The 24,663-nt window shown below is 53.4% G+C and carries 22 protein-coding genes and 1 pseudogene; 6 read left to right on the forward strand and 17 right to left on the reverse strand.

Annotated elements, in window-relative coordinates:
• The first annotated feature begins 245 nt into the window (after positions 1 to 245).
• A complete protein-coding gene (locus tag KM295_RS12295; protein ID WP_256030280.1) occupies positions 246 to 629 on the forward strand; it encodes a recombinase family protein in 384 nt (127 codons plus the stop codon).
• The gene (locus KM295_RS17100) at positions 629 to 1,390 is read left to right on the forward strand and encodes a transcription initiation factor IIB family protein (protein ID WP_418904793.1); all 762 of its coding nucleotides are present in this window, start codon (positions 629 to 631) and stop codon (positions 1,388 to 1,390) included. Before KM295_RS12295 ends, KM295_RS17100 begins: the two co-directional genes overlap by 1 nt.
• A gap of 17 nt (positions 1,391 to 1,407) precedes the next feature.
• Here the strand turns inward: KM295_RS17100 and KM295_RS12300 are convergent, their stop codons facing one another.
• From KM295_RS12300 to KM295_RS12315, 4 genes are all read right to left on the reverse strand, one after another.
• Positions 1,408 to 2,940, reverse strand: coding sequence for a recombinase family protein (locus KM295_RS12300; RefSeq protein WP_256030251.1), 1,533 nt, complete (start codon positions 2,938 to 2,940; stop codon positions 1,408 to 1,410).
• A gap of 390 nt (positions 2,941 to 3,330) precedes the next feature.
• On the reverse strand, positions 3,331 to 3,711 hold the full coding sequence (locus tag KM295_RS12305; protein WP_418904794.1) for a DUF7344 domain-containing protein: 381 nt from the start codon (positions 3,709 to 3,711) through the stop codon (positions 3,331 to 3,333).
• 311 nt (positions 3,712 to 4,022) lie between these two features.
• Entirely contained in the window at positions 4,023 to 4,295 is a 273-nt protein-coding gene (locus tag KM295_RS12310; protein ID WP_256030253.1) for a hypothetical protein, read from the reverse strand.
• Between the two features lie 143 nt (positions 4,296 to 4,438).
• Positions 4,439 to 5,827 carry a permease gene (locus KM295_RS12315; protein ID WP_256030254.1) on the reverse strand — a complete coding sequence of 463 codons (1,389 nt, stop codon included), beginning with the start codon at positions 5,825 to 5,827 and terminating at the stop codon, positions 4,439 to 4,441.
• Positions 5,828 to 6,067: 240 nt separating this feature from the next.
• Between KM295_RS12315 and KM295_RS12320 the strand changes: the two genes are divergently transcribed.
• From KM295_RS12320 to KM295_RS12330, 3 genes are read left to right on the forward strand one after another with little or no spacing between them, the layout of a single operon-like run.
• Positions 6,068 to 6,265 carry a heavy-metal-associated domain-containing protein gene (locus KM295_RS12320; protein ID WP_256030255.1) on the forward strand — a complete coding sequence of 66 codons (198 nt, stop codon included), beginning with the start codon at positions 6,068 to 6,070 and terminating at the stop codon, positions 6,263 to 6,265.
• A gap of 40 nt (positions 6,266 to 6,305) precedes the next feature.
• Positions 6,306 to 6,659 carry an SHOCT domain-containing protein gene (locus KM295_RS12325; RefSeq protein ID WP_256030256.1) on the forward strand — a complete coding sequence of 118 codons (354 nt, stop codon included), beginning with the start codon at positions 6,306 to 6,308 and terminating at the stop codon, positions 6,657 to 6,659.
• An 8-nt stretch (positions 6,660 to 6,667) separates the two neighbouring features.
• Positions 6,668 to 8,875: a heavy metal translocating P-type ATPase gene (locus KM295_RS12330; protein WP_418904795.1), complete on the forward strand. Its 2,208-nt coding sequence runs from the start codon at positions 6,668 to 6,670 to the stop codon at positions 8,873 to 8,875.
• Positions 8,876 to 9,109: 234 nt separating this feature from the next.
• Here KM295_RS12330 and KM295_RS12335 read toward each other — a convergent pair whose 3' ends face one another.
• The 4 genes and pseudogenes from KM295_RS12335 to KM295_RS12345 form a co-directional block, all read right to left on the reverse strand.
• Positions 9,110 to 9,526, reverse strand: a complete 417-nt coding sequence (locus KM295_RS12335) for a DUF8059 family membrane protein (protein ID WP_256030257.1) — start codon at positions 9,524 to 9,526, stop codon at positions 9,110 to 9,112.
• A 560-nt stretch (positions 9,527 to 10,086) separates the two neighbouring features.
• Positions 10,087 to 10,299, reverse strand: a pseudogene (locus KM295_RS17105) (hypothetical protein); the annotation flags it as partial.
• Between the two features lie 133 nt (positions 10,300 to 10,432).
• Positions 10,433 to 10,726 carry a DUF433 domain-containing protein gene (locus KM295_RS12340; RefSeq protein ID WP_256030258.1) on the reverse strand — a complete coding sequence of 98 codons (294 nt, stop codon included), beginning with the start codon at positions 10,724 to 10,726 and terminating at the stop codon, positions 10,433 to 10,435.
• 54 nt (positions 10,727 to 10,780) lie between these two features.
• Positions 10,781 to 11,776, reverse strand: coding sequence for an arsenic resistance protein (locus tag KM295_RS12345; RefSeq protein WP_418904797.1), 996 nt, complete (start codon positions 11,774 to 11,776; stop codon positions 10,781 to 10,783).
• 396 nt (positions 11,777 to 12,172) lie between these two features.
• Here KM295_RS12345 and KM295_RS12350 point away from each other — a divergent pair, with 396 nt between their 5' ends.
• Positions 12,173 to 14,674: a heavy metal translocating P-type ATPase gene (locus tag KM295_RS12350; RefSeq protein WP_272494400.1), complete on the forward strand. Its 2,502-nt coding sequence runs from the start codon at positions 12,173 to 12,175 to the stop codon at positions 14,672 to 14,674.
• A gap of 45 nt (positions 14,675 to 14,719) precedes the next feature.
• Here the strand turns inward: KM295_RS12350 and KM295_RS12355 are convergent, their stop codons facing one another.
• From KM295_RS12355 to KM295_RS17110, 9 genes are all read right to left on the reverse strand, one after another.
• Positions 14,720 to 15,454: a hypothetical protein gene (locus KM295_RS12355; protein WP_256030261.1), complete on the reverse strand. Its 735-nt coding sequence runs from the start codon at positions 15,452 to 15,454 to the stop codon at positions 14,720 to 14,722.
• A gap of 597 nt (positions 15,455 to 16,051) precedes the next feature.
• Positions 16,052 to 16,780: a CPBP family intramembrane glutamic endopeptidase gene (locus KM295_RS12360; protein WP_256030262.1), complete on the reverse strand. Its 729-nt coding sequence runs from the start codon at positions 16,778 to 16,780 to the stop codon at positions 16,052 to 16,054.
• 182 nt (positions 16,781 to 16,962) lie between these two features.
• Positions 16,963 to 17,352, reverse strand: coding sequence for a SpoIIAA family protein (locus KM295_RS12365; protein ID WP_256030263.1), 390 nt, complete (start codon positions 17,350 to 17,352; stop codon positions 16,963 to 16,965).
• A 25-nt stretch (positions 17,353 to 17,377) separates the two neighbouring features.
• Complete coding sequence (locus KM295_RS12370; protein ID WP_256030264.1) at positions 17,378 to 18,313, reverse strand: cation diffusion facilitator family transporter; 936 nt, start codon at positions 18,311 to 18,313, stop codon at positions 17,378 to 17,380.
• Positions 18,314 to 18,346: 33 nt separating this feature from the next.
• Complete coding sequence (locus KM295_RS12375) at positions 18,347 to 20,776, reverse strand: heavy metal translocating P-type ATPase (protein WP_256030265.1); 2,430 nt, start codon at positions 20,774 to 20,776, stop codon at positions 18,347 to 18,349.
• A gap of 106 nt (positions 20,777 to 20,882) precedes the next feature.
• A complete protein-coding gene (locus KM295_RS12380) occupies positions 20,883 to 21,245 on the reverse strand; it encodes a cupredoxin domain-containing protein (protein ID WP_256030266.1) in 363 nt (120 codons plus the stop codon).
• 84 nt (positions 21,246 to 21,329) lie between these two features.
• Positions 21,330 to 22,580 (reverse strand): ZIP family metal transporter, encoded by a 1,251-nt coding sequence (locus tag KM295_RS12385; RefSeq protein ID WP_256030267.1) that lies wholly within the window; start codon positions 22,578 to 22,580, stop codon positions 21,330 to 21,332.
• 1 nt (position 22,581) lies between these two features.
• On the reverse strand, positions 22,582 to 23,841 hold the full coding sequence (locus KM295_RS12390; RefSeq protein ID WP_418904796.1) for a multicopper oxidase domain-containing protein: 1,260 nt from the start codon (positions 23,839 to 23,841) through the stop codon (positions 22,582 to 22,584).
• Positions 23,842 to 23,969: 128 nt separating this feature from the next.
• On the reverse strand, positions 23,970 to 24,224 hold the full coding sequence (locus tag KM295_RS17110; protein ID WP_418904798.1) for a ferrous iron transport protein A: 255 nt from the start codon (positions 24,222 to 24,224) through the stop codon (positions 23,970 to 23,972).
• Positions 24,225 to 24,663: the final 439 nt, after the last annotated feature.

Here is a 24,663-nt window from a genome sequence, read left to right on the forward strand (position 1 = left end):
ACAATCACTACTCTCCCGCTTCAACGCCTTTGATCTCACGACGTGATCCCCCGCCCGCTAGTGATTAAACACAGGCGACTGAACATCTGGACACGACTACGCCAGTAGGACGATTTAATTTCCGAAATTTGGCATCAGCAGCGGAGTTGGAAAGCGACTTGACGAGTCAACGGGTTCAGATGGGGATGTACGGCTTGGCTAAAGATCACAAGTGGCCGAACAACCAACCGCCACTAGGATATGATATGTTAGATGACGGGCGACTCCAAGTCAATGAGAGCGAGGCAGACCTAGTACGTCGAATCTACAAAATGTATGTACGTGAGCGGTCGATGCCGCAAGTAGCGTTTCTGCTGAACGAGGATGGTATCCGGACGAAGTCTGGTGAGGAATGGTGCACACAATCGGTGAAGAAGGTGGTAAGCAATGAACTCTACACTGGAGAATACTGTGTTGCAGGATACGAAGAACACGTTGAAGAATACAGAATCGTTTCCGATGAGCTATTCGAGCAGGTAGAAGATACGCGGTTTAGATTCCAGAGCCGAGAAATGGAAGCAGAACGGAAGGAGAGTAAATCGAAACGGATCCTTGAGCAATACAAGCAGTACAATGGGTTTGATCAGTGATGTCCTCGGAAGAGTCGATCAAGCAGTGTCCAGCCTGCGGTTCTGAGACTCTTGATACGGATAGAGACATCCCAGGGGGAATATGTCGAGGTTGTGGGCTCGTCTATGATGGTAGTGAGTGGGCAGACAATCCGATCAGGAGTGGTAAAATTGGAGTGCAAAGTGAGCCCGAAAGCGCAACTAGATCTGACTGGCGGGATGAGGTCACAATCCGAGATGCTTCAGACCAACAACTGGTACGAATTCTTTCTTGGACTGATGATCTAGCTAATCGCCTGTCGCTTCAATCAGAGGAACGGGAGACCGCGGTTGAGCTTGCGGTTGAAGTGTGGGACCAGAACCTTATGCATGGGCGAGAGTTGGAGTCGGTGATTGCAGGGGTGGTATATACGACTTGCCGCAAATCTGGACAGCCCAGACCGAGTCATAGTATCGCTGATGCTGCGAAGGTAGGTGAAAGGAAGGTCCGGAACGCATCTAGTATGATAACGCGTGAACTTGATTTACAAATAAATCCACCAGGTCCGAAAGAGTATGTCCCTCATTTGAATAGCCAATTTGAACTCCCTAATCATGTCGAAAGAGAGGCTTTTGAGATACTCCGGGACACTGAAACTACGGGTGGTAATCCGGCTGCAATCGCAGCAGCTGCGTTGTACACAGCGACTCAGGACTCGGATTCACTAACACTCCAAACAGCAGGAAAAGCAGCAGGCGTTAGCAAAGAGACCGTTTGGCGACATTCCACAGAATTCAAATAGTAATGAGTACCGCTCAATTATAATTCCGACAAAGTTAGCTGTTTTTCAGACTGGCTCTGTCCGTTGGACGAGTTTTGGTCTTGCTCCTGCTCTGTCTCTCCACCGAGTTCAACACCGAGGTCCGGATTATTCAGATAGCGCTTAATTTTTCCGGGTCCCACCGGAGTGTGGAATTGGCGACTACAGTTACCACATTCGTATTTAGTCATGTCCAATCCGTGTTGCGATTTTTCAACTTCGAAATCACCAGCCTGATAACAGAACGGGCAACTAAGTGGAGCAGTCTGGTGAATCTCCCTGAATTCTTTCGCGGACAGCAGCGGTCCGTCATAATCGCAGCTCTCACAGCGAACCTTCTCAACAGGAATCCCGAATATTTCGGTCTTTGAATAGGGTTTGAGTTGACTACCGCACCGTTTGCAGCGCCGGAAAGAGATCTGTTCTAAGATGGATTGTACGTATTCGATACCAAACGTTGTCGTAGCGTCTACGATTGGTTCCGGTATTTTACCGGCATCGTTTCTTGAGGTACTTTCCAGAATTGACTGAACGTTTTCGTACATTTCTTCCGGTACGGCCACTAGGTCTGGAATCTCTCGTTTGGTTACCCCCTCATACGTCAATTGGCCGATACAGAGTCTACTTGAGAGGACTGTCTGAATCCTACTGTAGGTCAGTCCATTATTCAGTTGATCTTCGAATCGATCGTTGATTTCCCTTTGCGTCTGAGCGATGTTATGTGTCCTCTCATAGATCTCGAATATCCGGTACAGTATCTCTGCTTTCGATTCATCTATGTAGATATTCCTATCACCGTCATCTCGGTCATCGTCTTTTTCGTAGCCAAAATGCGTCTGTAGCGGCCATCTACCTTTTTCGAGTTGTTTGAAGACTCCAGCTCGTCTACCTTCTGAGATTCTCCGATACCATTCACGAGAGAAGAACATTCCTTGGGAGAGACGTTGGAAGTCATTCAGATCATCCCATGCGTAATACTGTTCAGGATGTTCGTAGAGGTTAACCCCTGTTTCTCGGAGTTTTAGTAAATAGCCGATAGTATCCCAAGGCTCAGCACGGGATAATCTATCCAAGTCCCGGACCGCTAAAACATCGAATTTATCTGCTTCGGCCATCTCCAAGATTTCGTCCAAGCTTTCTCGATCCATCGTTGCTCCGGATTCTGATCCAGTGAATTCTTTCACCACAGTTCCGTTTCGCTCGTTTCGTGCGTGGTCACGGATGGGTTGGAGACGGTTCTCGAAGTCGGCATTCGGTAGCTGATCTTTGGTTGAAACTCGACCCAGGATTACGAACCGGGTACCATCAAACTCGTCTGGAGCGATGAGGCCGATTGCGAGAAATTGTAAGATGAACCAGATATGCGGGTAGTACAGATCTTCCGGGATTATGGCGTATAAATCCTTGAAACCCCCAATTGCATATACAACACATAAAAAGGAGATAATCAACGCAGGTATACCCGCGTAGATATAGCCTTTAAGTTCAGATGTATATAGAGTATTTAAGTCAGGGATTATATCGAACCTCATTTCACCGTCCCCCGTAGCTGCTGTAGTCCCGACGTGCGTAGTCTATTGTTCCACGATGCAGGTCGATCTGCTCTCGCTCACCGCACGCGTGGTGATGAGATAATACCGACCACGCTGCACATCTTATATTGCCTTCGAAGCGATACCTCTCAGCGCCTGTGTGATTATCGGACATCACGCTCGGGGAGAAACTTGAAAAGTTCGTCCTCTTCAGGGCGAAAGGCGGTTTTCTGAGAAGGCTTTATATACTACTAATCGGAGAGTACTGGATTCCCCAATCTGTATTATACGAAGATCCACTTTCGTGACGCAGCGGTCTACGAAAATCAATAATCCTTGGTTGGAAGTCTATATCAAAGGAGACTCGGCACAGAGCAGTTTTTCCATCTATTAACTATCGGCGTCACAGACCGACTGCAGGTACCTAATAATTGAGACAAGTGGAGCAGTCGCACCGGTCGGCCACACTCGCTTGGACTGATCATCATAAACAACTGCGCCGAGGTCATCAAGCGTGTCCAAGTGCACTTGGATTAGAGCGACGTAGACGCTCTTGCGATCTTGTGCGCCCAACTCGTATCGCTTCTTCCCGGTCTCTAGTACCGTGATCGCTTCGGCAAGCTCATCCACACCGATCGGTGTTTCCAACTCATCGAGGAACAACAAAACCAGTCTCCGTCGACTGTTCTGGATGGCTGTGATCGATTCATCGATGGATAGTGGGATAGAGTTATGACTATCCCACGAGTTACGTGTAGTCGCTGTCATCATATTGGCAGCCTCAGGTTCCCGGCGCTGGACCGCCGGGGGCCGTTTTGATTAGGCCAGTTAGATGACTGTTCTTTATTAAAAAATAAATTTGGAAAACGATTAGCCTTGATAATATATCTCCTGACTCACCTGGTCAAAGAGGTATAGGAACAGAAGGCTCTGTTGAAATCTTCTGTCGCTGATAGTTTGTTGGGACTGTGCTGAATAGAGGGCGCGAGTCTTGTACGGCGATCTGCTAAGGATGAGTCGATTCGGTCAATACAGGGGATAGACCGTTTAATTGAGGAAAGCGATCTGCGACAAGTCATCGATCATAATAGTAGGAGTTGTCCGAGGAAGATGACCGTGATGAACAGCGAAAGTGCTGTCATTCCATAGGTAAAAAGTCCGTACTCTGCTGGATTCTGGGCTTCCTCTTCGGGCCTTTTCAGTCTGAGAAGTCCGGCACCTAAAATAGAGAGTCCGACCCCGAGTTGGGCGAGACCTGCTAGTTCGAACGAAACGCCGTAAATTGTCACATACTGCGCGAGAAAAACTAATCCGCTGTATATGAAACAGAGCGTCACGAATCGAGCTGCTCGCATAATCACGAATACTGTGCCCCATTAAATAACAGCCCCGGTCAATATGCACACTCTACAATACGGCTGATTCAACGAACCATGAATGTAAGGAACTCCTTGTGAATAGTTCTATGAAATCTTCTATGAACTATGTCGAAACTGTGTTAGTGGTCATGACCGTGAGCGTCAACCATTGGGGAGCTATCTGCGAATCTTTCGGGCTCCCCTTCGAACGTCTGCTTACAGTAATCAGAGCAGAAATAATACGTCTCATCACCATACGTTGTTGATGGTTCGCTGTCGTCCGTTCGCATTCCACAGACGGGATCACGGTACTGGCCTGGAGCTCCGAGCCCACGAGAGTAGACATACAGCAAGAATCCTGAAACTGCAAATGCGATACCGTTGAGATAGAATGTATAATTGAGTTCGAAGTACGTCCGCTCGGTTGCCGTTTGCCCACTCGCCAGATTCGGAATGATGCCAAACGCGTCGAAGATTAACTCCATCAAAAATCCTGTAAAGGCCATCGTCACGAAGAACACGCCCAGAATATACAGCATGATTTTCCAGCCGTAGTACTTCCGATAGACGTTCAGCACGGGGATCGTGATCAGGTCAGCGTACACGAAGGCGATGACTCCCGCAAAGCTGATGCCGCCGCCCCACAGCGCAACGGCGAACGGAACATTTCCCATACTGCCGACGAAGCTGATGACCGCAATGGCCACACCCACAACCGCGTTTTGCGCGGTCACGAACAGGCTATCGCCTTGCAGAAAGAGCGTGTTCCAGATCCACTGTGGAACGAATACTATGACGAACCCCGAAATCAGGAAGCCGGCGACAACGTCCTTCCAGATCATCGACCACTCCTTTCGATACTGATTTCCGAGCTTGTACCATCCGCCCCACGACAGGAGTTCCTCTCGCCAACCACCACGGCTCGCTAGTTCCTGCTGATAGGTCTCCATACAGCCTTTCGAGCAGAACTGTACCGTCTCTCCACCGTCGGTCGTGAGTGTGTACTCCGCTCTGCCTTCCATGCCACAGGTCGGATCTTCCGTGATACCTGCTTCGTGATCGTGTCGAGTGATTTCGTCTCGAACCCGATCGAAGAGATTCTCGGGGAGCGTCACGTGGACGATCCCCGCCATCACGACGATGAGGATGAGCCCACCCAACAACTCCGCGACAAGGAACTCCCAGCCGAGCAGGATCCAGATCATCAATCCAAGTTCGACGATGAGGTTCGTCGAGGCGAACATGAATGCGAGGAAATTGACAGCGTGTGCACCTTTTTTGAAGAGTCCCTTGCCGATTGCGACGGCTCCGAAACTACAGCCGCTGCTTGCAGCTCCGAACACAGTCGCTTTGGTAAGGCCGCGTAGATCTCCCTCTCCCAGCACGTCCGCCATCCGTTCTTTCGATACGTACACTTGAACGAGGCTCGTGACAAACAGTCCCATAATGATAGCCCACGCTGCCGTCCAGAGAAACCCGATGCCGATACGGAGCGCTTCGAAGACACTGTCAGCGAGAGCGACCACCATATGTGACTAATTGCACGCATCGGCTTTTGCGATTGTTCTTTGAAAAACAAGGACTATCGGAACCCAGACTATTGATTCGAAGGTTAGAGTTCAATAATCAGCTGTTTAGAGCTCAGAAATCCCAGTAGTTCAAACCACACTCCGTGAATTTGTGAGATTCGTTGGTTTATAGTCCGGACGCTGATGCTTTAGATTCAAAAGAGAAACCAGCAAAGTACTGTAACGCGTATGTTTACCCGTATGACCGACACGATTACTGTTCGCGGAATGTCCTGTGAGGGATGTGAACAGACCGTCGAAGATGCACTGAACGACGTATTGGGCGTGGAATCAGCGGCTGCGGACCGAGAATCCGACACCGCGACTATCGAGGGCGATGCAGATGTCAGTGATCTCGTCGCGGCCGTTGACGAGGCAGGCTACGAGGCGACTTCCTGATCGCCCCAACGAACAAATACCTCTTCACAAGACATATATTATGACAACAAATGACGCGCTTACACGAACGCTGCTGATCATCATCGCCGTGATCGTTCTCCTGCCTGCACTCCTGATGGCGGTGATGATGCCGATGATGGGAATGTGGGGCTGGGGCCATATGGACGGTGGGATGTGGGGCACTACTGGCGGAACTGGGATGTGGCTAGGTATGTGGCTCGTGGTACTGCTCGTTATCGGCGGTATCGGCTACTTCGCCTATACTGGCGTTCGGAACTCCGCGGCTGCTGGTGCAGATCCTGCAATCGAGGAACTCCGGGCCTCATATGCCCGGGGTGACCTCTCCGATGAAGAATTCGAACAACGTCGAGAGCGTCTCCGACGTGAGGAGTAATCGCGCTGATGTCGGATCAAGACCATCATCACCACGACGACCATGGGGATGCCCCCGTCGACGTTGAGACGAGTACCCCGACTGATCAGGACTGTCCGTGCTGTCGTGTCTGTGACTGTTATCGAGCCGACGCCGAACGTACCTCACCCGCCACTGAAGCGCACGACCACGCGGATCACGGTCACGAACACGGTGGGATGGTCGATCATTCCGGTCACGAAGCGATGTTCAAACGGCGGTTTATCATCTGTCTCGTCCTCGCGCTCCCCGTGCTCTACTACAGCGCGATGCTTCAGGAGTGGCTTGGCTTCACGGCCATCACGTTTCCCGGCAGCGAATTCGTCGCCCCCGTTTTCGGATTGATTGTTTTCGCGTACGGGGGGATTCCGTTCCTACGGATGGGTGCTGTCGAAGCACGAAACCGAGAACCTGGGATGATGCTGCTTATCTCGTTGGCGATTACGGTCGCATTCGTCTATAGCCTCGCTGCAGTCGTCTTCGGACTCGGAGAACCATTCTTCTGGGAATTAGTGACGTTGATCGTCATCTTCCTATTGGGGCACTGGATCGAGATGCGGAGCGTCCGTCGTGCATCGGGTGCGCTCGATCAACTCGCTGACCTGATGCCAAACACGGCCGAGCGCATCACCGACACCGGAGACACGGAAGAGGTCCCGCTTTCGGATCTGACAGAAGGTGATCTCGTGCTCGTTCGACCGGGTTCGAACATTCCAGCGGATGGTGTTGTTGAGGACGGCGAGTCGAACGTCAACGAGGCGATGCTCACCGGCGAATCTAGACCAGTCTCGAAGGAGCCCGGCGACGAAGTCATCGGCGGGACGACGAATACGGATGGAAGTCTCCGGATTCGCGTGAGTGCTACCGGCGATGAGACCGCACTCTCGGGGATTATGCGGTTGGTTGAAGAAGCCCAGCAAAGTAAATCCCGGACACAGGTACTCGCTGATCGGGCGGCCGGATGGCTCTTCTATGCGGCGCTGGGCGTCGCCGGGATCACTGCTCTCGCGTGGACCGTTGCTGTCGGCTTCGGCTTTCCAGTCGTTGAACGCGTCGTCACGGTGCTCGTCATCGCCTGTCCACACGCGTTGGGGCTCGCCGTCCCGCTTGTGGTCGCTATTAATACGTCGATGGCGGCACGGAACGGGATGCTCATTCGGGACCGGATAGCGATGGAAGACGCTCGGAATCTGGATACGATCGTCTTCGATAAGACCGGGACGCTCACGAAAGGTGAACAGGGCGTCGTGGAAGTCGCCACAGCTGAGGAGTGGGATGAAGAGGATGTACTCGCCCTGATGGCTTCGGTTGAAGCCGACTCCGAACACATGATCGCAGAAGCGATTCGTACGGAAGCCACGGACCGTGGCCTGTCGGTTCCCTCGGCACGTAAATTCGAGGCGCTTGAAGGGCGTGGCGTCCGCGCAACGGTCGATGTCGCATCAGTCGTGTCAGCCGGTGGTGAACGGGCATCCACGGAACACGAAACAGTCTATGTCGGCGGTCCGAACCTACTCCGTCATCTGGGTGTCGACGTGGACGAGCAACTCGGTGAGTTCGCTGACCTGGCCGGATCGCGGGGCCAGGGTGTCGTATACCTGCTTCTCGACGGCGAAGCGATCGGTGCAGTCGCGCTCGCGGACGTAGTTCGAGACGAGAGCTTCGAGGCGATCGAGACGCTTCACCGGATGGGCGTCGAAGTAGCGATGCTAACGGGTGATTCAGAGGATGTCGCTCGCGCGGTGTCAGAGGAACTGGGGATCGATACGTACTTCGCTGAAGTCCTGCCAGAGGACAAAGACAAGAAAATTGTCGAATTGCAGGAGCAGGGGGATCTCGTTGCGATGGTCGGGGACGGTGTGAACGATGCTCCTGCCTTGACTCGTTCTGACGTGGGGATTGCAATCGGATCCGGTACCGATGTCGCTGTTGAATCTGCTGATGTGGTGCTTGTTGAGAACGATCCACGAGACGTGGTGAGCCTCGTCAAACTGAGTCGGAAGAGCTACCGGAAGATGCAAGAAAATATCGCCTGGGCTGCGGGATACAACGTGATCGCCTTACCGCTCGCAGCTGGCTTGCTCGCTCCAGTCGGTATTCTTCTTTCTCCAGCGGTCGGCGCTGTATTGATGTCTGCGAGTACGGTGATTGTCGCAGTTAACGCTCAGCTATTACGGAGAGCGGATATTACGTCGTAAGCCGATATATTCTATCGACGTTTGATTTCATGGTGTCATTTTCGGTAGCCGTACCTCGTGACTAATTCAGTCGTAGACTTCTGAGTAGAACGTATCCGTTGTGCTGTATCCACGCTCTGTCTGCAGCTGATTGTTTGTGTCAACGTATTTTAACAGAGTCGGATAAAACAGTCTCAATACTGCTGTAGGCACTCTATTTGTTCCGTGGGAACCGAAGGAGTGTTATCGGGTTACTCAGTCGTCGGCTGGTGCCGTTCCGGTTGGGCCGCTCTGGGTGGTAGTTTCTTGAGATAGTGTTGCATACAACATGATCAGCATCGAGATGATAAGGGCACCACCCCAGAGGAAGCCAGTTGGCATGAGGAACAGAAGGCCGAAGCCTTCGCCAAGCCAAACGATACCGGGGATTCCCCACTGACCCGCGATAAATAGAATAGTGACTACGGTTCGAAGGGTACCAGTGACTTCGAGAGCGGGTACGGCGAATCCCATAACGATAGCGAGGATGGAGAGGACACCGAGGTGTGCATGTCCACCAATCATCCACGGTGGGACGGCGTTTCCGCCAGATAGCATCACAAATTGATGAAGTCCAACGGCCATCATCACAGCGAGTCCGAGAAAGCCTGAAGCTTTGAGTGCCTTCGTCATATATCACGGAGTAACATATTCATCTTCCTTAAAATCTAGTGGCTTATTTGCGATCTCTAACAGATATGATTAAATACATTTTGAGCAGTATTTACGCGAGATAAATTAAGACGGATGAGCATGACATTCTGATAGTAATCATTTCAATGGCCGATTGAGTATCTCCCTAACTCTGTAAGTTGCATCTACGAATCATAAGCCAGCGAGTCCCTCAACATGAATTATCGTGAAATGATGCTAAGTTGGTCATACTTCAGCGTCAATTCCGTTGTGAGAATGTGTACATATTTTTGGAACACTAACACGCGACAGAAGTACGCCCCACCCGGCAGTCGTCATTCAGGCTCGTTATCAGTAACAATTTCCCGAAAAAACGACGATAGACGGCTCAATGCGTGATTATCTGACTCAGTCGTGGCTTGGACTTGATGTTATCTATATTATTTATATATAATGCACAAAATGTATGTCCGGAACATTACCGATTTTCTACTAGTAGTCTCGGTGAAAGTATATCAACCGAGATAAGGTTCTTAAACACGTAAAATCAACGTATCTGTTCAAATCCATGGATCGAGTTCCTCACGTCCACCGAACGAATCTCGATCCTCGTACGCGTCGGTCATTGTAATGAGGCCAGCCGCAACCTGATACGCCGGCATCGTATCGTCGAAGAGGAGAACGACACCAGCGTGAGCCTCTGGTGGTAATCTACCGAAATCTTTCACATCGTTCGTTACGACGATCAGTTCGTGTTCTAGAGCGTACGGTAGGACATCTGCTTCATCATCGGCTCCCTACCAGAGCGCATCACGGACGTGCTCGGCGTAGATTCCTTCCTTCTCCAAATACGTCGCCGTTTTCGGGTCGATGTTCTCGTCAAGCAGAAAACGACACTCGCTCATCTCAGGCGGCATCGGGATCGACGCCTTCGGGACGATCGATCGACTTGCAGAAGTCGTCTATGGCATCCTCACGTTCCCGTTCGACCTCACGTATCTTCCGTGGGTGGTCGTGATAGTACGCCAGCGCGTGATACACGTCAGCTACGTCGAGATCGTACCGATCAGCAACGGCCTCAGGATTCTCACCGCGTTCTTCGACGAGGGCGTACACCTGACGGACGCTGATTCGGCGGCCACGCACGTGTGGTTCGCTCATGAGATCACGTGCGATCCGCCGGGAGTCTCCCTCAGACATACCTACATATTGGTGCTACTCCCGCAAAAGCATACTGCTGATACGAATATCGGCTCAATTTCTGTTAAACAGTACTGTTGTGTCGAACGGCCACCAGTTTCGGTCTCTAATTACAATATGAACCTGCGCGATTATACCGAGAAGCGGGAGTTCCAACAATGGCCCGATGACCAGCGCTAGAGGGATGAGCGGCTCGTTCGGGAACGCGACAACTGCAATTGCGAGGGCTGTCGGAGAGTTCCGTGAGAGGATCGTGTTGTTGAAACAGACCATCTCCTTGTACGAGAATGAGAACACTCGTCCGACCCCGAATCCGATTCCGAGATTGATCGCGTAGAAGACGACCACAGGGACCGCGATGAGTGCGAGCAGTCCAGGATTATTGAGTATCACCTTTCCCTGTGAGGCGAACATCGCACCGATAGCGAGGCTCAAAAAGACGATTTGAAGCGGGCTCAACTTCGGAAGGAACCGTCGATTAAACCACTGTTGACCCATCTGGCGAGACAATCCCACTCGGGTGATCCCGCCGAAAACGAGCGGAACGATGAGGACGAGAACGACGCTTTGGACTAACAGATTCACCGGTAATGCAACCAGTTGACCCGCGAAAACGTACAGATAGAGCGGAAGGAGTATTAATTGGAGAACGAGGTTGTATGGAAGAATCGAGGTCGCCAGTGGTACGTCTCCGTCCGCAATATCGGTGAAGATAAGATACCAATCGGTACACGGTGTCACCATTAACATGATAAGTCCCACCCACAGGGCAGGGTGGTTTCGAAGGAAGACCGCGCCGAGCGCCACCGCCAACAGAGGACTCCAGATGAAATTGATCAGGAGACTTGACCCGATCACCCGACGGTTCCCGAATGCTGAACGGAGTCGGGAGAGTGGAATGCCGGTGAACGCGGCAAACAGCATTACCATTAGAAACGGGAGAATGAGTTGATCTGCAAGAGGGGCGACGCCAGACACCTGCCCGAGTGCAAGGCCGCCAAGAATGGCGACAAGAACGAAGACAGATTGGTACTTCTCCACAAAATCCATCTTTGTCCCCCAATAGCTACCCGTCATCTAAACCGATGGTGATCCTGATTAGATAATTGGCCGCGATCCCTCACAGCGTCTGCTTCGGTCGTGCTGTGTATTCAGCAAGGCTATCAGAACCTTCTCTTGAATTGATAGAGATCTCGGCGAAAAGACGCACCATCTAGCCACATAGAGATTATGTGCTGCGAATACCATCGACCGACACGAGATTCACCGTAATGAGTGACTCGATTCGAGAGAACAACAACGACATAAACGCGACCCGCATACCGAGCCATAAGTGATTGACACTCTACCACCAGAGGCCTTTGGAAAATAAATTGAACATGTACGACAGTCTCTATTCAGGTCTGTTTCATCTCCGACAGAGAGAACGGCTCGCCGCTATGGATTATGACTACTAATTGTCACCTATGTGGTCGAGAGGTACGGTCTTCTACATCTGAAACTGTTGGTGAACGTTCGTTCTGTTCGAGTGGTTGCCACGATGTGTATACGACGCTTGGAGATTCCGGTTCCCCCGGTGCTGCTCCTACATCAACCGATAACGGGATCAACCAGAGAGACGATGCGGTTTTCCCCGATCAGAATAGTTCTCGGACGTTTTTCCGGATCGACGGGATGTACTCTGCGACGTGTGAGGCGTACCTTGAATCTCTCGCCGAGCAACAAGAGGGGGTGAGCAGTGCGGAAGCAAGTTACGTCACGGAGACGATCCGTGTGGAACACGATCCTGGCGATATTTCGAAGGAGTCGCTGCGTGACACGTTGAGCACGCTCGGATATACGGCATACCTTCGTGAAGATGCCTCATCAGACGTGGGGGAGACAGGTGGGACGACGCGCCGAGCGCGCGAGATGGGGGGCATTCGAAAACGCCGAGACGACCAGCTCTTGGGAATGCGGTACTCCGTCGGGTTCCTCTTCGGTGCGTTTCTGCTCGTCCCGTATGTCGCAATCCTCTATCCCGCTCACCTCGCGTCGATATTTGACTGGCAAGCACTCGAAATATTCGAAGACGCGTTCCGGCTAGACAGCCAGGGAGCGTTCGTGTTTCTCCGATTGTACTTCGTGATGACCGGAATCATTCTCGTCTTCACCGGTCTCCCGGTGTTGCGCGGCGCGTATCTCAGCCTCAAAATGCGACGCCCGAACACCGATCTGTTGGTCGCTATCACCGCGATCAGCGCGTACGCGTACAGTACAGCCGCCGTCGTCCTCGGCCGGAACGATATTTTCTTCGACCTCGCAATCGTCGTCACAGCTGCAGTCACCGCGATGGTGTTCTACGAGTCGTCGATCAAACAGCGTGCCCTTGATCGACTCACCGAACTCACAATTTCTCAGGTTGAACGCACACGAACGTACGATTCGGACGGGGGGACTCAGGAAGTTCGAGTTGAAGCCCTCAATTCAGGTGATGTCGTACTCGTTCGACAGGGTGAACGAGTGCCAGTAGACGGAGAACTGATCGAAGACAGCTGTACCGTCGACGAAGCGATCGTGACTGGCGAATCGCTTCCAGTGATGAAACGCGCTGGAGACGAGGTCATCGGGGGATCGATCGTCACGGATGGCGCGGCCTTGGTTCGTGTCGGTCCGGACGTGACGAGCAGTATCGATCGGATAACGACTGCCGTCTGGGATCTTCAGAGCGCGACTCACGGTGTCCAGCGCCACGCCGACCAATTAGCATCGTACGCAGTGTTCGTCGTCGTCGGAGCTGCTCTTGCGATCGGTGGTACTGGCGCGATAGCGTTCGGTATGGGCGTACCAGACGCCGTTCTCTTGGCTCTCTTAGTTCTCCTCACCGGATCACCGTGGGCCCTCGGACTTGCGACACCGCTCTCGGTTGCCAAGTGTCTCGAAAGTGCGCTCCGTCGAGGGATCATTATCTTCGACGAGACGGTCTTCGAACGGCTCCGGAATGTGGACATCGTCGTGTTCGACAAGACGGGGACTCTCACGACCGGGGAGATGAACGTGATTGAAGCGGATGCCCCTACGGAACTACTTGACGCCGTCGCAGCGCTCGAACAACGAGCCTCACACCCCGCTGCAAACGCCATCACAACGGCTTTCGCTGACGGGAATACAGCCAATCAAGACCTCGATGAGCCGGCCTCAGCGAGTAATACCAACGACACAGATCATACCGGTAAGATAAGCGAGTTCACGAATCACCGATCCGGTATCGAAGGAGTGATCGATGGAACCTCGTATCTTGTCGGAAACCTCGATCTCTTCGCAGAGCATGGATGGACCGTAGACGACGACATTCGGTCTCGTGTCGCCGATGCTCGGGGATTCGGTCAGCTTCCGGTCGTCATCGGTCGTGACGGCACAGCAGAGGGATTGATAATCGTGGGTGATGAGCCACGGGACGGCTGGGACGAGACGATCTCTCGTCTCGGAGCGCGAGACACGGATATTGTTGTCCTGACCGGCGATGACGAGGAAGCGACGGACTTTTTCAAGCAGCATAAGGACGTGACGCATGTCTTTGCGACGGTCCCACCGGAAGGAAAGACGGCGACGATCCACCGGCTCAAATCAGACGGCCAGGTCGCAATGGTTGGGGACGGTACCAACGACGCTCCGGCTCTCGCCGCCGCAGATCTCGGCATTTCGTTGGGTAGTGGCACGGCGTTAGCCGCCGACGCCGCTGATATTGCTATCGTTGACAACGACATCCGTTCCGTCGAAACTGCCTTTGACCTCGCAGGTGCAGCACGTCGCCGTGTGAAACAGAACAACATCCTCGCGTTTTCCTACAACGGAATTGCACTCTTCGTGTTAGCCGTCGGATTTTTCAATCCGCTCTCGGCCGTGTTTGCAGTCATTGTTGGTGGTGGTCTAGTAGCCGTGAACACTCAGCGAAAGTTGCTTGGGTAGCAAGCCACAAGCGCGGACCAGACGAAAACAGCCGGTATTGACCGATTAATCTGCGCTGATGTTAGGTGTGGCTTCTTGGGAAAAGATTGACTTATCGATCGAATAGATGAGTGTCCCGGTGAACAGCGCGACACTGCCCAAGAGGAATATCGAGTTGAGCGGTGAGGCTGAATCGACGAATATCCAGTAAATTGGTGCCGCAATCGCCGGACCTGCTGCCACGACCGCGACTTGTGATACGAGGGGTCCACAGCATCCACACGTGCACGCGCCGACGACGGTCGCCGTCCCGGCGGTACTCTGCGCTGTACCTGCCTGCAATTCAGCACGCCAAGAATGAGCAATGACTGCAGCGTTCAAACCAACAAGGGTGCTGAGTAACCCGATTACGATGATCACGCCCGGTGAAATAGCGATGAAAAACGGTATCTCCGGAAGAACGACCTCAAGCGTCGGCCATCGCACGAGTTGGTAGAGGACGGACATGACGACGATAGTCGTTTCTTGAGGTGTCCCCTCTTCGCTAAAGAACGAGAGATAGCCCGTCGTCGACATGAAAAAGAGACCGATCATGGCTCCGATACTGAATCCGAACCGACGTGCTACCGGGTCTTTGAGGATCACGGACAGCACCGAAGCCGCATCTTTCCAGAGGATGTATCCGACGAGGACTGGTGTTCCGAGGACGATCCCGTAGCCTATCGGATTCGTGTAACCGACTGTCCCCGGGAGTAGATATGGATACAGTATCCATCCACCCATTAGCATTCCGAGAAACATGTACCTGGGACGTGTCGTCCACCGAATGACACCAGTAATGAAACTCGCCACTACGACAGAGAGCCCTGTCAAGATAGCGAGAGGCTGATACCATGACCGCGAAAACGGCATCGAATCAGCCTGATACGTTGGATCTGGTGCCAGTCCTTCGAACAGGATCGCTCCGGCAACAGTGATTCCAATACCGATTGCAATTCCGTAAAGAGCGGTGGTTGGAGAAATACGTCCTGTTCGCTTGAGCAGTACGAGAGCGGTTACTGATAGGACGCCGAGAAGAACGATTGCCAGTCCGTGCGATTGTGAGAGGCCCGACGCTTCGGAGCCACCGTGGGCGGAAACGGTTGGAATCAGGGCTAAGACAATAAGCCCGAATGAAACCAACGTAAATAGGGATATAGGGCTACGACGAGACATGTTCCCACTCCCGTTTGCGTCCGGCTGTTTGCGTCCTCTCGGTTGCATTATCGCTGCTTAGTAGTCTATCTACAATTATTTGTCTTCTCTGATCCGGCACTGTTCGAATTCGTATTGAACGGTAATGTCGGACGAGTGTTCGCTGTTCATGGCAGTCCCCGTTCGCCTCAACGAAGCTGACAGTTACATCCCACCCGTCGCTGTCAGATATGCGCTCGTAAACTGTACCGCATTGTACGCACCGTGAATCACGGCCGGAACAGCGAGGTTGTCGGTGTACTCGTAGGTTGCGCCCAGTACTAAGGCTAGTACGAATGCGATACCGATATACACAAGTTTCCCTTCCCCAGTCAACGAGAAGAGATGGATCGACGCGAAGAGAACACTCGCAAGAACGATTGCACGGGTCGGATGCAGCGTTTCACGGAGCGTACCCTGGATTATCCCCCGATACAACAGTTCTTCGAACGGACCGACTACCAGAAACGATAGGGGAATGAGAAGTAGAAACGCCGCTGGATTCTGCTGAGCGATCGTCACTATCTGATTTTGCGCGGATTCGAGTCCGAGCGAGGAGATGATCATTGATGCAACAACGAGTAGACCGAGGAGCGCAACTATCCCCCCGATGGTCACTACAACATCGCGTTTATCCGGAATCGATAACGGGACGAATTCGACATCAAGATCGCGGAATCTGAGGTAGAGAACGGAAAGTCCCCCAAACGTCACCCCTTGTAACAGAACTGTGCTCATCACGAGACGCAACGAAGGACGCGTGGTGATATTGATTCCAACGACGGTCAGCAGCATGGCAGCGACGGCGACGACAATCGACCCAAGAATTGTGGAGCCGTACGTGAGTCCAATCGCAGTCACAACAGACCGGATGCGGGAAGTTGGTTCTATCATTTGAATGAATTGATAACGGGGTGATCTATATGAGCTATGCGCGGAACTTCGATACTCCGTCGTGTTAATACGTTGTTATTGGATGTAGTCATGGTTTGTGTGTTATCGGTTCCCACGTAATCCCAGTAGAGTGGCAACTTCCACCTTCAGCTCCAGCTGCCAGTTCGAAGATACCGCGGGAATCACGACTCATCACCGGCGTTGATCCACTGGAGTGCCGCGTCACGATTGTCGATTTCGAAGTACCGCATTTCTCCGGGTGCGGCCGGCCAGACAGGACGAATCATATTCCACCAGTCAAAGAGCAGTTTTGCCCAGATCGAATCACCGACTGCGACGTAACGGCTGATAGTGAACTGCGATCCGAAGCGTAGGTCGGGGATGATGCCGTACACGTGGGATAAAAACGTCGAAAGCGTCCAGTCCGGGACTACTTCCAGAACACGGACAGCGCCATATTTGTCAGTCTTCTCGGCGAGCAATGAGTACAGTTCGTCGTAGCCCTGGCGGGTCCCCCGGCCGACTCGGATTGCGACGAGGTCTCCCTCAGTTTCATCGAGAACATCGAACATCTGCGTGCTTGTATTAGGTGTCATGTTAGTGGTCGTGACTTGTGCGGTCGACGATTCGCGTATCAATTTCCATCTCACCTTCAAGCTCGACGGTCGCGTGATCGATCCCACGGTTCGAAAGAAGCTGATGGACTTGAGAGCGAATCGCCTGTTGTTGGTCTAATGATGGTGGTTCATATTGAAGTCGCACCGTCGCTACCGTCAGCTGACTACAAACTTGCCAGACGTGCAGGTCATCAACGTCCACGACGCCGTCGATAGTCGTCAGTTCGTCCCGAAGTCCATCCGGTGAAATCGGACTTCGCTCTAGGAGAATCGATGTGCTTCCGCGGAGCACTTTCCCTGCCGAAACCAGTATTAAGACGCCGATGAGGACGGCAGCGACCGGATCAGCGATGGGTAAATCGAAGATAACGACGGCTAATGTCGAGATGATCACCGCGACTGAGCCACCGGCATCGCCGAGGAGATGGTAGAATGCCCCGCGCTCGTTGAGGCTCATTTCCCCACCCTGAACGATATAGACCGACCCCAAATTGACAAGCAAGCCGCCGACGGCGATGATCAACGTCATCGTGGGATCGATCGAGACCGGATTCAAGAATCGATGATAGGATTCCCACAGAATATATCCGACCATCGGAACGAGCAGTATCCCGTTAAGAAACGCAGCGACTGGCTCCAATCGATGGAGACCGTACGACCACTCATCCCCGCCTTCGAACCGTTCTGCAGTGTAGCTAGCCCCGAATGCCATCGCGTATGCGAGCATATCGAACAGCATGTGAAGCGCATCACTGATGAGGGCGACCGAACCGAAGAGGAGCCCACCAGCCAGTTCAACCAAGAATCCAAGGAAATTGACGACCGCTACGAGCGCAAGCCGACGCGTACTACCACCTGTTTCAGATTCTGCTACGTGTTCTGCTGTCTGCTCCTGGATATGCTCGTGACGCCTCATACGTTCCAATTGGATATGCTCGTGATTTCCGTATTAGGACTCCAAAGTAATTTCACCCTCAGTCTCTGGCGTGATTCGAGAGAGTCGCATCGCGTTCCCGGTGACGGCCGTCGTCATCCCGGCGTCGCCAGCGAGAACGGCAAGCCAGATGGGGACGTATCCAAACGGGACTGCGACTGCTAGCCCGGCTTTGACAGCGAGACTCGACCAGATGTTCTGCCGGATAACCCCATTCGCATCATTTGCGAGTTCGTAGAGGTACGGGAGCTTTGCGAGGTCATCGCCCATTAAGGCGATGTCGGCGGTCTCCAATGCGGTGTCAGTACCGGCAGCCCCCATCGCCACGCCGACTGTGGCGGTGGCGAGCGCCGGTGCATCGTTGATGCCGTCACCGACCATCGCAACGCCGTCATACTCCGCAACGAGATCCTCGATCGCAGTCACCTTCTCTTCGGGGAGCAATTCGGCCTGGTACTCGTCGACCTCGACCTGTTCGGCGATCGCGCGGGCAGTCCGCTCGTTGTCCCCCGTCAACATCACCGTTCGGGAGACGCCGAGTTGCTTGAGTCGCGTCACTGTTCGCTTCGCTTCCTGACGGATCTCGTCGGCGACCGCGATGACGCCTTCGAGTTCGTCTTCGGTTCCAACGAGGACGACGGTCTTCCCTTCCGCTTGGAGTTCGGGCACGGTCTCTTCGAGAAGATCGAGACAGTTGTTCCGGTCGCACATCTGCCGGGCCGTCCGAGTGACGACACCCCCGTCGGTCGTTGCGTGAACATGCGAGAGGTCGAAACCCAACTCCTCAAATAGCCCCGGCTTGCCAGCGAAGTGAGGCGTTCCATCGAGATCGGCACGCACACCCTTCCCAGTGATGCTCTCGAAATCATCGATCTCACGCCCGGCAACCCCCATACTGCCGGCTTCAGCGACGATCGCCTCGCCAATAGGATGTTCGCTCCGCTGTTCGAGCCCACGTGCACAGCGAAGAACGTCTTCCTCTGAATTCTCGTTCAATGGAACAACATCAGTAACGGTGAGTTCACCTTTCGTGAGCGTCCCCGTTTTGTCGAAGGCAACGACTTCGACGGCTCCCATCGCTTCGAGATGGTTTCCACCCTTGATCAAGACGCCGTTCTTTGCGGCACTTGTGATTCCCGACACCACGGAGACAGGTGTCGAGATGACGAATGCACACGGGCAGGCCAGGACCAGTAACGTCAGTCCGTAAACGACGGCTGTGGGCCAGGTCGTGCCGAGAACGTACGGGCTTCCCACTGTTGTCAGGATGGCGAAGGCGACGACGACCGGCGTGTAGTACGTCGAGAAGCGTTCGACAAACTGCTCACGCTCGGTCTTGTTCGACTGGGCGTCCTCAACCATTTCCACGATACGAGAGAGCGTGTTATCGCCGGCCTCAGAGATAACCTCGATTTCGAGATACCCTTCTTCGTTGATCGTGCCAGCGTACACCTCGTCGCCGGATGTCTTGTCAACGGGTACGCTTTCGCCCGTAATGGGGGCTTGATTGACGGCACTTTCACCGTCAACGACAGTCCCGTCCATCGGGATTTTCTCTCCCGGCTTTACAACGACAATGTCTCCGATAGCGACCTCGTCGACGGGAACTGTCTCTGTGCTATCGTCCCGCTTGACGGTCGCCTCGTCGGGGGAGAGATCCATCAGCTCTCGGAGCGAGTTCCGCGCGCGATCCATCGAGTACCGCTCCAGCAGTTCGGCGACGCTGAACAGGAATGCGAGCGTGGCAGCCTCGAAGTAGAGCGCCTCACCGAAGGCGAGGCTCGCAACGAGTGCCCCGAGGATAGCCACCGACATCAAGAAGTCTATATCGAGGTTCAGATTTCGTGCCGAGTAGTAGCCGTTCCTAAGGATCTCTTGCCCACCGGACGCGACGGCGACAAGAAATAGTACGTCGGCAACCAGCAGTTCCGTGCCGAGAAGACTTCCAATCTGTATATTCTGCCCAGTCAGGATGAACTCGAAGAGTAGTCCGAGGGCAACGAATCCACCGCTAATCCACGTCTTGAGTGCTCGTGGACTTGCCCAGATGCTCTTGCGTTCCTCAGTCGGTTTCTGACGTACTGATTCGTCGTTTGAGGTTTCTGTAACATCATATCCGGCACGTTCGATAGCACCGATAACATCGGTTTCTCCCGCCCTCGAAGAATCGTACGTGACAATGATGGTCCCGGTCGTCGGCTGGGTTTCGTATGCCGTGACACCACTGACCCTGTCGAGGGCATTTTCGATTTTGCCCGCGCACGAAGGACAATCCATCTCCGGGACTGAGAGCTGTGCAACGTTTCCTTGGTCGATTGGTGATGAAACGCCATCAAAGCCCCGTTCTGGGTGTTGGGCGTGCTTGTGATCCCTCTTTTCGTGATCGTGGGTGTGATCCGGTGGGTCACCACTTCTGCTGTGGGTATCGTCGTCAGGTGAGGTCATTACTCACCACTACCCACCACAGATTTATTAAATCGGCTGCTATAAAACACCCTTTCTATAGTATACTCTAATAAAAAATCCAAATCTAGTTATTAATTCCGCCAAGTTATTCCACTCGAACTGTCCCGACCATCCCAGAACTCTCATGTGGAATACAATAGTATCCGTACGTTCCGGGTTGATCGAACGTGTACTCGTAGTTCTCGCCCGGAGCGATGAGTCCCTCAGCAATCCGGTTCCTTGCAACACTTTCTGACTCGAAGTCACCACTTGCGAAGTACGTCGCCTCTTCTGGAATCTCGTCTTCATACGCTGTGACCGTATGCTGAATATCGCTCTCGTTCGTCCACGTTACCGTCTCCCCAGATTCGATCGTCGCAGTCTTCGGTTCAAACGTGTGGCTGTCGGGCATCGTGACGGTCTGGCTCGACGATGACAATCCGTTCAAACATCCGGCGGTGGTGAGCATACCTAGGGTGACAGTGCTAAGTCGCAATACGGTCCGTCGGTCGTAGACTTTGAGTGGCATTGGAACTGAGATAGGTGGTTCCTATTAGAGCACCACGAAGAGGTCGGTCACGTACATAACGGCGAGGCCGAGCAGGAATGCAAGCAGATTCGTGGCGCTGGCAACACGACCGCCAGCATCCCGGACCATCCCCGCAATTTCCCAATTGACCTGCAGGATTGCACCCACCCCGATTGCGAGGAAGAAGGCACCAATCGTCGGCGAGTATGCGAGACTGCCGATCCAACCACCGAGGATAACGGGCGCGCCGGCGATGATGCCGAGTGCGGTGAAGTGCTTGAGCGACGGGCGTTTTCCGCGGGCAACCGGCGCAACGACAGCCGGGCCTTCCGTCACGTTGTGAAGCATGAATCCGATCACGAGGAAAGCACCAAGCGACACACGCCCGAGTGCAAACGAACTCCCGATGGCAAGCCCCTCAGCGAGGTTGTGCAGGCCGATCCCAACCGCGACCAGATACGCGATCCAGAGACCGCTACTCGCCCGATTATCACCGGCTGCAACACGACCTTCACGCCACGCGCTGATCGCCTGGACGAGCAGGAGTGCGCCGAAGATCCCGAAGACGACCAAGAGATTCCCTTCGTACGCGCCCGGAACTCGTTCGGCGAGTTCGAACGCTTCGAACCCGGCGTCAAACGCCAAGAAGCCCAGTACGCCGGCCGCAAACAAGAGCACGGCGTGTAGCCACCGATCGCTCATCGTCTTGATGTAGGGGAACCAGAGCATCCCTAATGCGACCGGGATCACGCCCACGAACAGTCCAATTACTGCGAGTGTCCCAAGCAGTCCGAGGCTAAATCCGGGTGATTGGCTCGGAGCGACGATCGTATTATGGAAGGTCGCTCCCTCAGAGAGTACGAGAGCGACTTCGAGATCCCACCCTGGATTCCAGTGATACGGGATCACGACCTGTGCGCTTTCCATCGGGGCGAGCGTTCGGTCACCACCAGCTCCTTCGACACGGAAATCCCAGTAGGCTTCATCGACCAGGACTTGCGAAATTGTCACGGACTCGGGCCCGTTATTCGTCACGTGAAGCACGACCGTTTCGTCGCTCGGAAGCGTCGTGTGCGTGACCGTTACGTCAGGAAGTGGTTCGCCGCTCTGAACCCCGGCGAGCGGTGACGTGAACGCAAACACGCCTAAAACGAGTCCGAGCAACACGATCGGGAGTAACGCACTGACCCATTTCGGAAGGCCGAGCGGTTGTGTTATCTCGTTCTCAGCTGGTACACTACCGTCCGTTGTCGAATCCCGTGTCTTGTCCGTCATGTTAGACCACCTCGAAGAAGCTCATCCAGCCGAGTTCGGCGAACTCCGACTGATGGGCGTGGAACATGTACAGCCCGGGCTCGTGGTCCGAGTAGTCAATCTCGATGATACCGCGCTGAGCCTGGCACTGCATGATCGTGTCCACGGTCTTGTTTGTCGGCGTCAGCGTCGTCCCGTGGTCGTAATAGTCGAAGAACTGTGAGTGCGTATGGAACGAATTGATGAGGTCGAATTCCGTTGCATTGGAGAGGTACACGCGCTGGCGTTCGTTCTTGTCGATTTGGATAGGCCGTTTCGTCTCGCCCGCCGTCCAGTTACCGTTGCCGTCGGTGCTACCGACCCCGTAGCCGAACGCCCGTGTGTTCGCCGCGTAGACCTCGTTGCCGCCGTCGAAGTTGGTGTCGAACGAGTTCATCACCATCACCATCTCGTTGACGGCGTGGTTTTCGGCGTACTCGTGATTCCGGCTCTTCGCCTCTCCGACGAGCTGCTCTCGGAAGTCGTCGGTAATCGGACCCGGGTAATTGACGTACTCGCGTGGATTATCCCTGACGCGTTCGGGGTCCGGATCGACGATGATCGTGCCGTAGAGTCCGCGGTGGATGTGCTCTTTCAACGGGAGTGAGTGGCAGTGATAGAAGTGCGTGCCAGCGGGTTGAGCGATCCATTCGTAGGTGAATGACTCGCCCGTATCGAGTACGCCAGGCCCGTTCTGTGGAATCCCATCCATTCGCGGGTTGAGATTCTTCAAGTGTGGATGAATCGTGTGGGCATGTCGCCCAAGGTTCGTAAATTTGACACGAATCAGGTCGCCCTCAACCGCACGGATTGTCGGACCTGGCACCTGGCCGTTGAACGCCCACGCTTGGAACTCAACGCCCGGGGCGATGGTGATTGTCGTGTCGACGGCCGTGAACTCGAATTCCCGTACGGTTCGGCCATTCTCCTCGTAAACCTGTTGAGGAACGTTATCTTGCCCGCTGTCCCCGGTATTGAATGCAGTAAGGAACTCGTGCGGGTCGAAATCCAAATCCTGGTATTCACCTACCGCACCGAAGTTACCGTGTTCTTCCTCGTCCTCGTGGTCAGACGAGGCACTTACTTGAGTACTCCCGAGTCCGACTGCTGCACTCCCGGCGATACCGAGACTGCCGAGTACCGTGCGGCGACTGACGCTCGCTTCATCAGTGAGCGATTCGACCAGTCGCTGTTCGAGTCGTTCTGTGACATCCGCTGCACTACCGTAATCTATCGATGGCATGATCTCCTCTGCCGGTCAAGCCTTCGGATACTCATAAGCGCTAGTTGATCCACACAATATATAAATTAGACGGCTCTAAATTTAGAATGAGTCTAAACTAACGCAGGGGTGACGGGCTTTTGAGCAGCTTAGTTAGTATCCCTAGTGACCGATTTGGTGGATATAGAGCGTGCAACTTCTGCGGGTAGTGCAACTGGTTCGTCTTCATTACCTGGATCAAGTGTGACCATCCCAAACGATGTGATCTCGATGATTTCTACTACAGTTCTGCGATGAATCCCGTGTGCGGACAGGTACCGGAGTAGAACTAGATCTTTGTCCAGCACCCGTTCATTTCGAACGCTGTCATCCACCTGATAATCAGCAAGCGTGTCATGAATTATTGGATCCCCCCGGAGAGTCCGCGATCGCTTCGCACTCTATCGCGGAAATGTGGCGTAATAGTTAAATATATGTTTATAAATAGCAATTTTTATATATAATTATTCAGTGGTGGACTGTACATCGCAAAGTGGGTCGGATCCATTGATCCGGTAGTATTGTTGGGAATGGTCATATCGATGATCGGGTTGACCATTTTTATTGGGACTCTTAGCAAGATATGGGTACTGTATCTTGCACAGTACGTCCTAATAGCATCCAGAGAGGACTGTTTCACTATCTTTGGTAAGAGCCTACGGAGTCTTACTGTATTCGGCAACAGTGGGTGTCCTCAATAGGCGATTGATTTAGTACTATCTCCCTTTCGAATATCACAGAAGCCCGGAAGGCACCGCCCCCCGTTTGGTGGCCGAGTGAACTCCAGAAGAAAATGACCGGTCA

This window comes from Natronomonas aquatica, from assembly GCF_024449025.1.
Classification (GTDB): Archaea; Halobacteriota; Halobacteria; order Halobacteriales; family Haloarculaceae; genus Natronomonas; species Natronomonas aquatica.